Source organism: Paenibacillus sp. FSL M7-0656, assembly GCF_038003225.1.
Classification (GTDB): Bacteria; Bacillota; Bacilli; order Paenibacillales; family Paenibacillaceae; genus Paenibacillus; species Paenibacillus amylolyticus.
On the sequence record NZ_JBBOOT010000001.1, the window covers coordinates 6,226,577 to 6,243,136 of the forward strand.

The following is a 16,560-nucleotide window of genomic DNA, read 5'->3' on the forward strand; positions in this document are numbered from 1 at the left end:
AGGCAACGCACAGGGAAGGGAAATGGGGAGACGGATGAGGAAGGAGAACAGTGAATTCAAGACGGCTTTTGTCTCGGAAGCGGGATCTTTCCTGAAAAATCGGGATTTCTACGGCTGCGTTGAGCTGGAAGATTGGGCCTGTTATGTCATTGCAGATGGCCTGGATACAGATACGGAAGTGAATAGCGCACAGATCACAGTGCAGACCATTCTGGAATCCTTTTTGGAAAAGCCAACCATGTCCAAACGCAGACTAACGGAGTATATCAAGATTGCCCATGAATGGTTGCAGTATGAAAGCCGCCGAGTCAGGCTCAAAGCGGGATTCGTCATTGTTGTGACAGATTATACACGTATGGTGTGGGCATCTGCCGGACACAGCCGGTTGTATCATTTTCGTGGAAATCGGCTTGCACTAAAAAGCAAAGATCATAGCGTTGCTGCTCAGTTGGCAGCCGAAGGCCAGATTGCAGAAGATCGTGTGGATCAGCATGATGAACGCGGCAATCTGAACGAATACGCGGGCAAACCTGGCATGATCAGACCGTATGTATCGGATAAGATCAAGCTGGCCGATGGCGATGTGCTTGTGCTCTGCACCCCTGGATTATGGGAAGGGGTTCAGGATGCCGAGATGATCGATGCGGTTGAAGGCGCCAATGACCCGCAGACACTGGCGGATACGCTTGAAGAAGTAATGCTTAGCAAGCAGCGTGCCCGTATCGAGAATTATAGTGCGGCAGCCATATATGTGAACAAGATTTTTCATGAAGAGCCCAAGAACCGTAAGAAATGGATTAAGCGGATTGCCATCATGCTGGTCATGCTCCTGATTTTTGGTGGAGCCGGCATATTCTACGCTGTAAAAAGTGCAGCCAAAAAAGCTGAATTGGTCGTAGATATGCTGCAATATGAACAGACCGCAGACCAGTACGTCAAGGAACAAGAGTATACCAAGGCGGTCTCGGACTACAGCCTTGCACGCAATAATTCCATCAAAATCAAGGACCCGATACATAAAAAGCTGTTGACCGCGAAGATGGCTGCTGCTCAGACGCTGGTTGATGGGGAAGCTCACCTGAAAGAAGGCGACATTACCAAAGCAACCGCGAGTTACACCAAAGCATTGGAATTGTCTGAATCCTATACCATGTTCAACCGGGAAGTTATTCAGGAGCGACTGGAGCAGATGACCACTTTCCAGCAAGTGCAAGACTGGATCACCGAGGGCGATCTGAAACTCCAGAACGGAGATTACAGTGGAGCAATCATTTTGTATAAACGGGCCAGAACGGCCGCTACGGAGACAGCTTACAAAGATGCGTTGAAGGAGATTGCTACGCAACTGGAGACGGCCGAGACCAAACGTGCAGATATCAAGCGACAATCCCGGCAGCTTCAGGCAGATACGCTGGAACAGAAGGGTGACCGCTTCAATGAAGCCGGAGACTACAGCGGAGCCATGGATGCCTATGCTTCGGCACAGGGAATTTATCAAGAGATCGATATGCTGGAACGTGTGCTGGCCATGGAGCGGAAAATAAACAAACTGGATGAGAAATTAAACCCACCGGTACCGGCGGCTGATCTTACGCAGGATACGGCAGGATCAGACTCACCAAATACCTCGGGCATAACCTCGGATATGACCGGGAGTACAGGAAGTGTGAATACAGGCAATACAGTAGGGAACGGTTCTTCCACTGCTAATGGCACCTCGGCTGGAAATGGCAATGCGGATGCTTCCGGCTCAGGTACTTCTCCTGGAAAAACGACAAGTAATGCTGGCAGCAATTCTGCCTCCAAGGCTGACGGAAGCACCGATACCACGGAGGCTGACGTGAACGAACAGGAATCATCGGAAGGAGGAGATTCATGATGAAAGACATGATTCGTGACCGTCTTAACAAGATGGAGGATCTCGAACAACGCCGCATGCTCAAAGATCTCATGACAGGCGTTTTTCTTAATCTTGTGGAGTATCAGGAGACGCTGAACAAACAGATTGAGCAACGGGTTTTTGATGAGGTGTTGCCGCAGGAGGAACGTCATGATGTATATGTCACATTATGTGCGCGGGAAGATCTGGATCCCATTCATGAATTTCTGTACCCGATCATTCCTGAGGATGCTGAATCACAGTCCGTCTATTTGAGTGAGGCTTCAGAGGCACTGGCGCGTCAGGAAGAGATGAAATTATTCACGTTCTACATGGAATGTGGGCAACAGGAACTCCAATCTCTACTGAACAGTAATCGGACATTTCGCGGGGAGATAGTAACCAGTGGAGGCAGGCATGCCATAACGGTTCGGTTGAAATCAAGTGCAGCGTATATCTCCAAAGTTGAAGAATTGTACCGGGTCTTTCGTAAGAACAGTCTGCCATGGAAATCGATCAATGCACCCTATGTGTACAAATTCATTGATTGTGTTCTGGTCAGTTCGGACGATGGAGAAGCATGGGACAAACAACATGCTGTCAAGGAACTTTCCATCCATCTCGAAGAGTTTGAGTCTTATAAAAGAACCAATATGATTCCGCTGTGGAACATTCAGAAGCTGGATATGAAAACGGGTGGATTCCCTGTTCCGGCTTCGGACCGAATCAATTATGAACATGTGTTGCCACTCCGCAAAACCGGAACGGAACACGGATATCTGGTGGATGGAGACGAATCGCATATTCGGTATATCAAAAGATCGGAAGAAGATATCACCATCGTATCACCACTGGAAAAATCCGATTCATGGACGGTGCTGAAAATAGCGGGTCCCGTCGCAACCCGCATTGGCAGGATGGACTATCCGCTGTTTTCCAATAACAAGCGGGAAGGGTTTGCCGGTAAATATGCTCGCCAGGAAGGACGTTCTGTACGATCCAAAGGAGAGATTTCCCGCATGGTTCACGCTTTTCAGGCAGCAGAGGGGTTGGAACTGGAAGATGTGCAAGTGGTGGCGCCAGGACCCGCTTTGGGCATTACGTATCCACTTAATGCATTTGTTAGCGATCATGTCCGTGTTGAAACAGATAAACATCGAATGATTTTAAGGTTCAGCAGACACGGAAAGCAGCCGGGACAGGCCATTTTTCTGGATGATCTGCTGAGCTTTCTGGTATCCGAAATCCAGCTGGCTTTCCCGGAATACTGCTGCGAAGGGGAATGGGTGTGAGTACAGCATGAATTACATCTGGGATCTGATTATTCGGGCCAAGCGTAATGGAACCGATCTGCGCGACGTAACCTTTGTGCCAGCACGTGTATATTCGCCTTACATGGAACTTAGCCAGACAAACCTGAATGCTTCAGGCGTGGAAGGCACGGTTGAAGTCAATCCGTATTATCGCTTTTTTGATATTTTCCGGGACCTCTTCGATATCAATAATGAAGAGCAGGTGGAGTTGCGGGAAGCGCTCTTTGATCTGGTTATTCATTTTCTGGCGGATATGGATTTGATGCAGGGGATGAACAAGAGGGAGTATTATATTCGCTTCATTCTGAAGGATATGCATTCGGGTGTATACGGGGATCGGGTTCGGCGGCGACTGGAGCTGTTCGGACAGGAGGAGCAGGAAGTGATCGCCTGCAATATGCTCCGTTTGTATGATACGGGAGAGGCGGTTCATCTGCTGAGGGATACCCTTGTTCGAATGTTCCCGCGTTCAACCCTATATGCCAATTGTGAAGAAAAGGATGAATTGCTTTTGTATATTGGTCAGGTAGAGCGTACGGAAGCGAAGGAGAAGCTGGAACTGATTCTTGAACTCTTTCTGCCGGTTCGTTTCGACACGGAAATATACTGGAGGCATCATTTTGGCATTCTGGATGTGGATTATACGATGATACAGGACGGGATTGCCCTATATTAAGCAGCACCAGCAGTTGTAAGGAGGAAGTATAGATGAACGGCTATTCATACCGATTGTATCCTGATGCCACGAGCAGGGAACGTTCCAGAGGAACCATGCGTTATACGCGTGAAGAATTGATGGACATGACCACGTTCCAATTACGGAACATTTGCTACAAGGAACGGTTAATCGAGGGATTGGGCCCTCGGACGGAGCGGGAAGAACTGATTCGGATTATTTTAAAATTTCTGGGAGCGGACGATATATTGTGGATCAATCAGTCTGTTGAAGGTGGATTCGAGCGGATACAAAAGGCTATTTCTCGTCATATGACGGCGCCCATGAGCAGTGATGGAGGCATTAGTGTACCTGCGCGACTGATTCTGTACGAAGGATTGAACGTGGACAAGCTGGATCGATATGTGGTTACGGCACCGGGGGGACTAACCGAATCCAACGTACTTTTAGTCAATGAAAGCATGGAGCTGTGCGGCATCTTCAACCTGGTTAAGGACGACTCCGTATCGGGAACCTTTTATTTGACCGCAGGAAGTGGGGCGACCTGGAAGAGATCTGGAAACAGACAGTATAGTCTTCTCTTTTTCCGTAAACGCGACTCGGAGTACCTATATCAGACCTATTATTCCAGCAGACCGCTTCCACCGGTTCATATTCAATATACTCAAATCCCACTGGCAGATCTGGACATCCGGGAGCTTGAACCGACAGAAGCAGTGCTTGCAATTGATTTTGGCACCTCCAATACGACGGCAGGCGCCTATTTGCATAACGGTTATATTCAGGCGCCGAGCAGCCAGGATTTGCTGAATGGGCGAGTCCGTATGGATGCCATCAACTACGTTTCTTTTCCCGATCCTACATACAAAGATACGGATTGGATCGAGGTCTTGCCTACGGCCATTGGGGTGGCGGAGTGTTCGGATCCAGCGAACATTCGTTACGAGTTCGGCTATGAAGCGCTGCGAAGTATGCGTCGGGGAGGATACAGTAGCCGGGCGAGTGTCTTCCGCAGCATGAAGCGATGGGTGAACAATTACAACAAAATGGAAGAAATCGTCGATGTTCATGGCAATGCGGCCATCGTTTCTCGTATGGATCTGCTGCGTGCGTACATGAATTACATCATCCGAACGGCAGAGCATCAGTTCAAGTGCAAGTTTCGCCATGTGCATTTTACCAGTCCCGTGAAGATGAAAACACAGTTTTTGCAGATGTTCGGCGAGATGCTTCCGGATTATCGGATTGAGCAGACGTATGCGCTGGATGAGGGAATGGCTGTACTCTATAACACCCTTGCTGACGGGATGGAACGTGGTGCTTTCATGGAAGGGCAGACGTATCATGCGCTCGTGATTGATTGTGGCGGTGGAACGACGGATTTATCTTCCTGTGCCTTTACGATCGAGGATGGACATATGGCGTACAAGCTCGATATTCATACTACCTACGAAAATGGGGATACGAACTTCGGAGGTCACAACATTACCTATCGTATTATGCAATTCATGAAAATTGTATTCGCCGACTACTATAGCGGACGCCGTCAGGTGACGGATATTGATAGCCTGATTGAGGCACCTGGTGCGGATGTGTTCCGTCAGGTGGACGAAGAGGGTGTGAAGTCCGTTTATCAGAAGCTGGAGCAGCGATATGATGAGGCAGAACACATCATCCCTACCGCGTTTGCGCGCCGAGAGAATCGTTCTCGGGACGAGTATTTGCGGGTAAGAGGCAACTTCTACTTTCTGTGGGAAATCGCAGAAGAGATGAAGCAGCAATTTTTCCGCAAAACCGGCATATTGCGTAACCGATTCCACTCGGAGATGGAGGACGACGGGGACAGTGATCTGCAAATAACGACCATGGAGCGTTGGTTCCTCTCGGTAGAACGGAATGGGGAGTTGAAGGATGAATATGAGTTCCCCGATGTGGTGTTCAATATCAAGGAAATTACCCAGCTGATTAAGGCCGATATCTATGAGGTGGTTCGCAAGTTTTTGGATGATTTCTATCATCAAGGGCGGATGAACCAGTACTCGATTATCAAGTTGACAGGTCAGTCCTGCCGCATTGATGTATTTCGGGAAGCACTGAAGGAGTTCGTTCCAGGCAGAAGCATTGAGTTTCGGCAAAAACCTGCGGAAGGGCGTGTGCCTGATCTTAAACTTGCCTGCCTTCGAGGGGCAATTCGTTATCTGAGTGCCCGCAAAACAGGAAGCGTTCAAGCTGACATCACGCATGATGCCGCTGTAATTCCGTATACCGTAAGTGCCTACACGCATAATGGACGTGAAAAAATGCTGATCAGCAGTCTGGATCGGAGTGATGGTATTCCTGGCAGCATTTCCCGTCCATTCGAGACGGCAGAAGTGGAGTTGTATCTTAGCGGAAGCGATGGCCAGCTGAGACAAAAATTCGTATATGCGAACCGCCCGGATTTCTATAAAGAGGTGCTCTACGAAGACATTCGAGATCGATATGGAGATAAAATTCCGCAAGATGATACGGATTCCATCGTGAATGGAGAGACGAAGTTTTTTGTGTTTCCGGATGATCGTCATTGGGGCTTCCATGTGTTGCCTGTAGCTCGCAGAAATGAACGGATGTATCTGGGATCTCAGAAGCTGCTTCCGTTTGAAACAGACTTGTCGGAACTGGACTTCTTTGACGGAATGAAGTGAGGATCACGAGCAGAAAGGGGGAACAACGCTCATGTTCACATATTCGTATCCGCATTTTAACAAGGGAAGAATTCTGAAAACATCCATGTTGGAGGGGCTACGTGATTACCCCAGAGACTTCATCGAACTGTACTATCGCGGTTATGCAGATGGCATTCTTGCAGGTGCAGAGGTAGAAGTGTTCCCGGACAAATTGGTCGTCGCTCCTGGGATGGTGCTGCATAATGGAAGGCTTTATATGCTGACAGAGCCTATGGAACTGGCATACCAAGCTACGGGACGGGTCAATGTGCTGAAGCTTCAGTTTACCGAGGAGGAGACCGTGAGTGACATGACGATAAGCCATTCAGAGCTGCTCTTGGATGAAGAGACAACGTGCACATCGAGAGAGTTGGAGCTGGCTCGATTCAAGCTGAAGGAAGGGGCCCGGCTGCGGCGTGACTACCAGACCTTTGCCGACTTGGCAACGGAGTTCAACACCCTGCATGTCATTCATGTCCCTTATGCAGCCGAGGGGGCAAGCACCTTATCTCCTGTTGTCATGAAGGATTATGCCGAGAGGTTGCTTCGAACGGGGACCTCTGATCCCCAGGATCTGGTCTTCGCCATGATGTGTCTCAATGAAGGAACGGTTGCGCGTAGCGTCATTTTGCATCACATTGCTAGTCGATTAGGGCTGGAGTACAGAGAATATGATAATGCGCAGATTCATCGATATCTGGATCGCATACTGGCGAATGCAGGTCGGGGAACGGGACGTTCGGGTATGCCGGTGGGCGGACCACATCGTATGATTGTGGATTGAAATTTTCAAGTGAATGGGAGGATGGAATTCGTTTATGGAACATATGGATCGCAAAATCATCCCGATGTTATATGGCAAAACATTGAACGGTGAACCTCATCAGGGAACAGAGACTAGAGATGTTGAAGCCTCTCCTGAATCAAGAGAAGTTAAACCATTCGAGCCAATAACCATGATACGCCTTGAACAGGAAACGATACATCTGAGAAGAACGGAGCTATACGAGGGCAAGGTTACGGTGTCTCTTCCCCGCACATTTCGTTTGGTGACAGAAAGAGAAGCTCAGTTAAAATATCCGTCGTCCCATCGTCCTGAATGGATCTATACCAATGATTCGGGAACGATCAACTTTACGTTCAAGACATTGGATCATCGTCTTGCTCCGGAAGAGCTGAATTCCTTTACGGAATCGATGGCTGATGTGATTCGTGCAACTCAACCTGTACGAGAATGGAAAAAACACGGCGTTCGAGTGACGGATGCCGGTCTTTCCACGGGTTACTGCCAGTTCGTTGTTCAGGGATTGAATGATCAAATTTATAACCATATGGTGTTCACCATTTTAGATCAGAAAGTCCTTGTTTATGGTTTTAACTGTACGGACGATGAGAAGAGAAATTGGATGGAACCCGGTGGTACACTTCTGGATACACTCATTGTCGAAATGAATTAGAGAGGAGCTGAGTCCATGAGCCTGACGTATGAAAATCTGATTATTGAACCTTATGAGCTAGTACATCTGCAAGAATTGACAATCCGCAAAAAGATGAATGAGCACACCCGTCTTGTTTTCAAAGGCATGGTATCCGAGGAATGGAAAGATCGTTATGTGGATGTTACGGATAAGAATACCCCGATTGAAGTGTGGCAAAAGGACGAGGAAGGGAACAAAAGTCCGCTATTCAAAGGCATTCCTTTATCTGTAGAAGTACAGGTTGTGAGGGGCGTATATACGCTCCAGGTTGAAGCAATCTCACATACATACCTGATGGATGTCAAGAAGCGAACCCGTACGTTTCAAAACATCCAGATGACGCTCCCTGAATTGTTAAAGGAGCTGGATCAGGATTATCCGGGACTGGACGTGATCGATGAGGGGACCGGGGGAGCCAAGATTGGCAAGGTTGCCGTGCAATACCAGGAAACAGACTGGGCATTTCTCAGAAGACTGGCTTCCCGATTTCATACGAGTCTGATGCCTGCGGCTCAATTCGACAGTCCCAAATTTTATTTCGGCGTATATGAGCATGGTAACTCGATCGAACTGGACAATACGCGTTATACCGTCCACAAAAACATGACTCCGTTCATGTACTTCACAGAGAACGAGACTGTAAATGTGAATGAAAGTGACTTCATTGTATACGAAGTGGAGACAGATCAAGTTATGGAACTGGGACACCATATCTCATTCCGTGGCAGAAGTCTGTATCTTACGGAAGCCTATACGGAACTAGCCGGAGGTATTCTAAAGCATAAATATGTGCTGAGTCTTCACAAAGGATTGCGGCAAAAGACGTACTACAATCCGCTGATTGCTGGAAGCTCATTAATGGGGCGTGTTATCGGTGTACATGGTGGACAGGTTCAGGTGCATCTTGATTGTGATGATAAACAAGGGACGGAAGATGCACTGTGGCTGTTGTATCAATCTCCGTATATTGCAGAGGGAGAGACCGGCTGGTATGTCATGCCCGAAATTGGTGACCCGATAGCTGTATATTTCCCAACGATGTATGAAGAAGATGCTTACGCCACAGGTGCTCCACGACTGGATAACAAGTCGACATCCACCAACAAGCTGAACAATCCAGATCATAAAATTTTTCGCACTCCTCATGGGAAAGAGATACGTCTTACTCCAGACGCTGTAATCATTAGCGGCAAAGAAGGAGAGGTCTATATTCGACTTAGTGGAAATGAAGGTATTCATATTGCAGGTAGTCAGCAAGTAAGTATGTCAGCAGGAGGGAGCATTTCGCTAAAAGCAGGAAAGAAAATTACATTATCTGCTGGATCAGAACTTCTTCTTGAAGGAGGAGGAGGGAAAATAAGGCTGGATGGTCAGGCTCAAATGAGCGGGACAGAAGTGAAATCTAATTAACGTTGGAAGGAGGAAAGTCAGTGAGCCGGAAGGAATCACTACTGCACTTTTATATGAATCAAGTGGAGCCTGAACGAATCAGGCTGATGGCTGACCTTCAATATACATTAAATAGCCAATCCCCAATGTTGACTACGGAGTTCCTAAGTTATTTCGAAGAATTAACTAGTAAAGTAAGGCACAGTCAACAGATTGGTGCCAAAGGGAATGTTGCTTACATCCAATATTCTTTGTTGCGGACAGAAGTCGCTACGGGAGCGATGCATTATCTTGCCGAAGCCAGTGATATGTCATGGCTTCTCGACAGAGAGCCTATACAGGCAATATATGATGCCCAGTGGGCCTTTGATTGTTTGGAACGGATGCTTGATCGTTTGAAGAAGACACTTCCTGATTATCAGGGGATGATCTCGATGGTTGAACTGGATCGAATACGACTTCAAGAGGTAACTTTGGTTCACCGCTATGTTATTTATTTTATTCGTCAATGTTTCCATCAGCTCCTTGATTCCCAACTGATATCGGATATGCAGGTGGAGCCCGAATTTGAGGTTCGTGTAGGGGAGTATTTGGATACCAGTGAATGTGTGTATCGACTTGACCAACGAGAACGGAACCTGGAAGACATCGGCAGGGAGCTTGAAGAGGGTGATGGTTTGGGTGGGATGTATGCGGACTATCACGATCTGGACATGGAAGAGATGATATGCAGTGATCTAGACTTCCGGTATAGCAGGTTTAATGACATCAGATTAAAATCAACAGATTTTGAACGTTGTGTCTTGGTAGGCACACGTTGGCATAACTGTGATATGAGAGATACCAATTTTGCTGACAGTCTACTATACGGTGCTGACTTCAATGGATGTTCACTGGAGAGGGCTATCTTCAGGGGCATTTCTGGGGAAGAAGGGCATCCTGATGGTCGAATACAGGGTCCTGGGTACTCAGGTATCAACTTCGAGAATGCCAACTTAACCGGAGCAGATTTCAGGGGAGCGCGACTCCGTGGAGCTATATTTCGTAGAGCAAACCTAACCAACGTGTTATGGGATGGGGCAGATCTGGAAGATGCGATATTTGAGGAGTCGGTGAAGGAGGAATCGCCATGCGATACTTTAGGCTGATGCAGGATACCAGATGGACAAATCGTGTAGAGACAGAAGCGGTTGGTGAGGTACAGCGTCGAGAGTGGAATGCTTCTTTTCAGGAGGGGAGTGGTAATCACACCGCAATTAACCTTTCAATCAAAAGCAGACCTAATGTAGATTACACCGATTATTTGGAGCGCCCTGTACCTCTGGTATCGGATCGAATGCTGGAAGTATTTACGTTGTACCATCCCGGCTTAATTCGCAGGGCGGCAGTGTTGACGGACAAAGCACGTATGTCCCAGGAGACCTATTGGGCTATTTATCCAACGGTAATGGATGTGCTCTCTCCCCAAACGGAACGTCATCTGGATGGAAGTCTGAAACAGATTGTTCTGGATCGAGGTAAGGCTGAACTTCCTTTGTTTCAATTAAAGGAACCTCGTGAATCTGTCATCATCGTTAATCTAGCTTTGGCAGAGAGTCTGCTGCGTCGGGATTTTTCCGGGATTCAGCTGGTCCGTCTGGAGCAGGAACAGACAATATAGAGAGGAGAGAGGCGAAATGACACAAGGTAATCAAGAGAGTGAGATCAGTCTTCAACCTGCTACAGGAGATTCCAAGAGTTATGTGGTTGCCGGAGCGATTCTGCATTGCAGTTGTGGTACACAGCGTACCCGATTGAAGATCCCATTTAGTCATGGCGTTTACATCAAAGGCAAGGCTCAGTTGACGATTGAAGATTATGTACCTGGAGTCCATATTGGATCATTTGGAAATTGCTCCAATATGGAGAATCCGGCTGTATCCAACAGTATGATGGTGGATATCTATGGGGTGAAGAAAGCACCGTGTGTACCTGTATTGACTATGCCTTGGCTACATGGCAAAGGAGATGCCAAGGTGGAAGGGAAAGCTGCTCTACTTGGTCACTGTACGCATAAGTGTCTGTATGGTGGAGATATCGTCATCGAGGATGACGGACAGCAGCTGGATTTTTGAGATGAACGAATCCATGAAAAAGGTACAGGAACGCATCGGATACGAACAACTCCGTTTATATTGGCCGTATAAAGTGCAATGGCTGGAAGAAATCCGAATTACCCGACAGATTAATGAGCATGCGAAGTTATATATTAGCGGCGTTATACCGGAGGAAGATGGACCAGGCATCCTTCATGTCCAGGCTGAAGGAGAACCGATTGTACTAAGACAGCTAGATCAAATGGGGAAATCTGTAAGGCGTCTGTTTCATGGCGTGATGACTTCATTAACTGTACATTTGGTTGGTGGCATATACAGGTTCGAGCTAGAGGCCATATCGAATACATATCAGATGGACATTGAAATATCCGAGCGAGCATTCCAGAACAGGGCGATGTCCTATGGCGAATTAGTTAAATACGTGATGAAGGCGTATACCTACTCGGATGTAATTGATAATGTCACAGAGAATACCCAATTGGGAGAACTTGTTTTACAATATAGAGAAACCGACTGGATGTTTCTGAGACGTTTGGCTTCCCGGTTTGGTACCGTACTGGTGCCTGAAGTGACAGCGGCTTCACCGAAATTGTTCTTCGGGTTGCCCATGGGCAAGTTGTGGAAATGGCCTCTGGATCGTCCATATCATGTCAAGAAAGAAATGGGCCATCTGAATTGGCATGGGGATGAACAGCATCGGTATATGATGCAGGATCCCAAAGGTACACAGGGGGCGCTCATCTATACGATGGAGTGTTATGAAACCTATGCTTTGGGTGATAAAGTCGAACTGCCTGACGGGAAAGAATTAACGGTAACTCAAGCGGAATCCCGATTGGAATCCGGGTTGCTCATGACTACATATCGTATGATGTTGGAAGACCATATTCGGGTTCCACGATCCGATCTTCTGGATCTCATTGGCCTCTCCTTATACGGTGAAGTAATCCGCATTATTGGTGATCGTGTACAGATGGAACTGTATATCGAAGATGGTCCGATTAAAGCAGAATCTTCCTGTCCATATCCTTTATCGACATCTTACGTCGCCGAAGGTCACAGCGGACTCTACCTGATGCCAGAAATTGGTGACACGGTGGAACTGTACATTCCTGGAACTCGCGAGTCCAAGGCTTATATTCGTCATGCAGTACCCGAAAGCAAGCGTTCGGTTTCCGGTGGAACGCAACACAAAATGTGGGGCCACCCTGACGGACCATCTATTGGTATGTCATCGGATGAGGTGACCGTACAAGCTGGAGCTGGATTGGTCATCACACTGAATGACCAGGGTGTCATGATGCAGAGTGCAGGTAACATCTCGATTCAGGGTGGCAGTCTATCGCTTAAAGCAGGTCAGATTAAAGCAACCGCCCCTGAAGCAATTTGGCTTCTTGGCGGAGGAAGCAGCTTTATATTGGATGGACAAGCTGATGTTCGTGCTGGACTACTTCAACAGGAAGGCAGCCATAAGGCACCGGTCGTGGTAGCTGATTTGCCGCCAGAGCCGGAGCCGCCCCTTATTCCGCTTGAACAATATGAGGCAGCTCAAGCAGCAGCTGCAGCCGAAGCAGCTGCTATGCAGCCTTCTGTGGTTAACATGAAGGAGGTCTCCCTGTTTGGTGCAGCGGTCGCCATGGCGGGCATGATCCCCGTTTTGGGCATGCTTGGAGGTGCACCAACCATTGCGGCACAGGCCGTTGTCGTTGGCGCTGCAGCAATCGGCTTGATCGGGAACATCCCAAGTGCAGGATCCTTTAAGCCTTCGGCTCTACAACTTCTGAATCATCTGAATGGTGATTTCGTGGGCAAGATGCAGCAAGAAGAGGCTTATAAGCACCAATTATTTGGTAAAGTTGTCTCAGCAGCACGAGAGTTAAGCACAGCTACTTCCTTTATGGATTTTGTGAAGAAACTGCATCAGCAGGAAAAGGAAATTAGCCAGATGTATTATCAGATTCCAGGCAATACGAGGGAGCATTGGGCTCATCAACAGGTTGACCAAGAGTTGAAGGAAGCACTCGTGTATTATGGGGATGTGAAGCAGAATGACATTAAATATGAACTCTTTTTTGGCCCTTATCATAACGGCATTGCTCGAGATATCGGAAGAATAGACATCACCGCCGAGGAAATGGGTGACTATAATTACTGGCAGAAACAGAATCTGGCGGTCGAACAGAAGAAGTATCTTGCCCGGCGAATTATGGCTCCCATGAGCGAAGAAGAATTATCTACCCTGATGGGTGAATTCGAGCAACACGAGATGACTATGAAAGGATTGGACGGGGAGTTCAATGGATTTACGGGCAGAGTAAGCACGAAAAGGGGTTCTTCAGGTGTACCCGAACCCTCAGACCATCCAGGAACAACAGGTTCTCCAAGTGCTGCTGCTAAAGGAACAACGACGACAGACAAACCGGCTACAAGTAAAACAAAGACATTTGTGAAAAAGTCAAAAGATGTGATGGTTAAAGCCGTCAGCGATTATTATAAAGCGAACCAGGTCATCCGGTTTCAGCCTTGGGGCAACTTGGGAAAAAACAAGCCCAAAGAGTCGGGGACTGCCGGGGAAGTGGGTTCTGGAGGGAAAACAAGCTCGAACGCTGGGAATAAGTCAAGCGACGGGGCAGGAACAAGTTCCTCCAGCAATGGCAAGAAACCGAATCAGACCCCGAGCAGCAGTAAGAAGTCTTCATCGTCAGGTGAAACGGATGCTACTGCATCGAGTCCAGGTACAGGGAAGAAGTCTGGCGACGTTGAAGGAACAGGATCATCAAGTAATGGAAAGAATACGGGTCAGACACCGAGTACTAGTAAAAAATCCAAATCGTCGGGTGAAACGGATAGTACGGGTTCAAGTTCAGGTACAGGGAAGAAGCCTGGCGATGGTGAAGGAACAGAATCATCAGGTAGTGGCAAGATAGAGGATCCAACTCCGAATACCAGTAAGAAGACCCAAACATCCGGAGAACCGGATACTGCAGGATCAAATACAGGTACAGGGAAAAAGTCGAGCGAGGGTGAAGGAACAAGCTCATCTAGCGCTAACAAGAAAGATAATCAGATTCCCAACAGTCATAATCAGTGGAAACAAGATTCATCGAAGAAAAAAGGAAAAGATGATAAAAAGAAAAAAGAGGAGGAAAAACGTAAAAGGGAAGAGGAAGAAAGACAAGAAAGTGAATCAGAGGCTGAGGGGACGGGACAAGCTGTTATACCGCCACCAATAGTCTATGAAACAGTTAAGTATGGAGATCATTTTACAAGAAAGAATAGAAAAAAAGTTTTAAAACCAAATATAGAATACACATCACCAGATGGTTATAATTATCGTACGGACAGTCAAGGGCGTATTATTGAATGTGAAGGAGCACTTGTACTTGGTAAAGGAGACCGTAGTGAATATGCCCAGAGGACGGTAGGAAAAGGGCAAGGTAGGTTACCTGATGACGATGGTGGACACTTGATAGGGGCACAGTTTAAAGGACCAAAGGATATCGATAACTTAGTGCCACAGAATAGCCAAATTAATCGAAGTGGCGGAAAATGGTATGAAATGGAAACTGAATGGGCGAATGCTCTGAATGAAGTACCACCTAAAAAAGTTACTGTGAAAATTGAACCAGTCTATTCAGGAAGTTCAATGAGACCACATTCATTCGAAGTAACTTACCAAATAGGGAAGAAAAAAGAAGTTACTATTACAATACAGAATCAACCGGGAGGTTAGTAGAATGGAACAGCAGATGAATGATTTATATAGAGAGATAGCAGAAACAATAAATGAATTGATACCTGAAGATTGGGAAAATTTTTATTTTAATGGCGAGGTAGAAAATGGAGAAGGGGGTGTTTTCTTTTTCTTCAAACCAATAAATAAACATGATTATGTTTATTGCCGAGATATTTTGAAGAATTACAATATTAATTCAGAAATATATAAAAAAACTATGAGAAAGTTGTTGAAAGTTACCAATGATCTAAAAAATATATTTATAGAAGATGGACAAGAGCCTTGGTTTTCAATAACCATGAAACTTACATCTGAAGGAAAATTAAATATAATATACGACTATACAAAATGGGGAGAATCCAATTTTGGCCCTTCAGACAGGTTAGAATATTGGGAAAGTAAATATCTGAATAATATTCCACAAGAAGAGAATGACAGAATAAAGATCGAAAAAATGAAGCAGTTTGAAGAAGCGAATTAAATGCCATTTTTCTTTGGTAGGACTACCCAGTGCCGATTACATCCATCATTCGACCAATAACACAACTAACCCATGTAATACCCGTATAAAGATTTCATCATTTCGGTTGTACGCAAATCAATTGCTTTAATTTTATAATTTAAATAACGCTATTCCTATACATCAAACAGGTTAATTATGGTCAGATACCACCATGATTGACCTCTTTTTTATTACCTTCGTTTTCTCACAACTTTTAAATAAGCTGATGATCAGTCAAGACAACGGAGTAAGGTATTCAATCAATCAACTGGATACTCCAGATGATATAAGTAGTAAATTTGATTTATCCAGTGTAGAAGGGTATGAGCGAAAAATCGATAATACAAAATATTATGATCATGATAAGGGTGATTTTGGCGAGGAAGTTGCGAAAAAAATCGCAATAAACAACAATCTGGGTAAGGATATTTCCGATCAATTTCAAGTTGGTAGGAACGGCATAGATGGAGCCTTTTTGTCCAAAGGTCCGCCTCCTAAATTAACCATGATTGAGGCTAAGACTTCCGAGTGGGGAAATTTCAATTATTCAACAGAGCAAAAACTGGGTGGTGCTAAATATTTTGAAGTGATGTCAAGCCGTAAAAATAAAAGTTTTGCGGATTTTAAAGCAAAGTACAAGAAACTTTTAAAAGATAACCCAGGGTTGGAGTTTGAGTATATCAGAGTAGAGGTTGATATTTCGAAAACTTCGGTTGGTTTTGGAGTAGATGTTGTAAAAGTAAAAGATTGGAGTAAGGAGATAAAATAAAACTTAAGGAGAACACA

Annotated in this window: 13 protein-coding genes; all 13 read left to right on the plus strand. The window is 46.2% G+C overall.

Annotated elements, in window-relative coordinates:
* The first annotated feature begins 34 nt into the window (after positions 1-34).
* The 13 genes from MHI01_RS27285 (at position 35) to MHI01_RS27345 (ending at position 16,543) form a co-directional block, all read left to right on the plus strand.
* Positions 35-1,879 (plus strand): SpoIIE family protein phosphatase, encoded by a 1,845-nt coding sequence (locus tag MHI01_RS27285; protein ID WP_253502197.1) that lies wholly within the window; start codon positions 35-37, stop codon positions 1,877-1,879.
* On the plus strand, positions 1,879-3,171 hold the full coding sequence (locus MHI01_RS27290) for a normocyte-binding protein (RefSeq protein ID WP_221824770.1): 1,293 nt from the start codon (positions 1,879-1,881) through the stop codon (positions 3,169-3,171). Before MHI01_RS27285 ends, MHI01_RS27290 begins: the two co-directional genes overlap by 1 nt.
* A 7-nt stretch (positions 3,172-3,178) precedes the next feature.
* Positions 3,179-3,868, plus strand: a complete 690-nt coding sequence (locus MHI01_RS27295; RefSeq protein ID WP_127545047.1) for an iron-dependent peroxidase — start codon at positions 3,179-3,181, stop codon at positions 3,866-3,868.
* 32 nt (positions 3,869-3,900) lie between these two features.
* A complete protein-coding gene (locus tag MHI01_RS27300; RefSeq protein WP_340984591.1) occupies positions 3,901-6,552 on the plus strand; it encodes a molecular chaperone in 2,652 nt (883 codons plus the stop codon).
* A gap of 31 nt (positions 6,553-6,583) precedes the next feature.
* Complete coding sequence (locus MHI01_RS27305) at positions 6,584-7,357, plus strand: DNA and RNA helicase (RefSeq protein ID WP_340984592.1); 774 nt, start codon at positions 6,584-6,586, stop codon at positions 7,355-7,357.
* Between the two features lie 34 nt (positions 7,358-7,391).
* A complete protein-coding gene (locus MHI01_RS27310) occupies positions 7,392-8,030 on the plus strand; it encodes a hypothetical protein (protein WP_253502185.1) in 639 nt (212 codons plus the stop codon).
* A 15-nt stretch (positions 8,031-8,045) separates the two neighbouring features.
* Positions 8,046-9,461 (plus strand): hypothetical protein, encoded by a 1,416-nt coding sequence (locus tag MHI01_RS27315; protein ID WP_253502183.1) that lies wholly within the window; start codon positions 8,046-8,048, stop codon positions 9,459-9,461.
* Positions 9,462-9,481: 20 nt separating this feature from the next.
* Positions 9,482-10,588 (plus strand): pentapeptide repeat-containing protein, encoded by a 1,107-nt coding sequence (locus MHI01_RS27320; RefSeq protein ID WP_253502181.1) that lies wholly within the window; start codon positions 9,482-9,484, stop codon positions 10,586-10,588.
* Positions 10,570-11,100: a hypothetical protein gene (locus MHI01_RS27325; protein WP_221824336.1), complete on the plus strand. Its 531-nt coding sequence runs from the start codon at positions 10,570-10,572 to the stop codon at positions 11,098-11,100. Before MHI01_RS27320 ends, MHI01_RS27325 begins: the two co-directional genes overlap by 19 nt.
* Positions 11,101-11,116: 16 nt before the next feature.
* Positions 11,117-11,554, plus strand: coding sequence for a DUF4280 domain-containing protein (locus MHI01_RS27330; protein ID WP_221824334.1), 438 nt, complete (start codon positions 11,117-11,119; stop codon positions 11,552-11,554).
* 13 nt (positions 11,555-11,567) lie between these two features.
* Entirely contained in the window at positions 11,568-15,269 is a 3,702-nt protein-coding gene (locus tag MHI01_RS27335) for a DNA/RNA non-specific endonuclease (RefSeq protein ID WP_253502179.1), read from the plus strand.
* Positions 15,270-15,273: 4 nt separating this feature from the next.
* Positions 15,274-15,753 (plus strand): immunity protein YezG family protein, encoded by a 480-nt coding sequence (locus MHI01_RS27340; protein ID WP_154897029.1) that lies wholly within the window; start codon positions 15,274-15,276, stop codon positions 15,751-15,753.
* Positions 15,754-15,946: 193 nt separating this feature from the next.
* Positions 15,947-16,543: a hypothetical protein gene (locus MHI01_RS27345; RefSeq protein ID WP_221821881.1), complete on the plus strand. Its 597-nt coding sequence runs from the start codon at positions 15,947-15,949 to the stop codon at positions 16,541-16,543.
* The last annotated feature ends 17 nt before the right edge of the window (positions 16,544-16,560 follow it).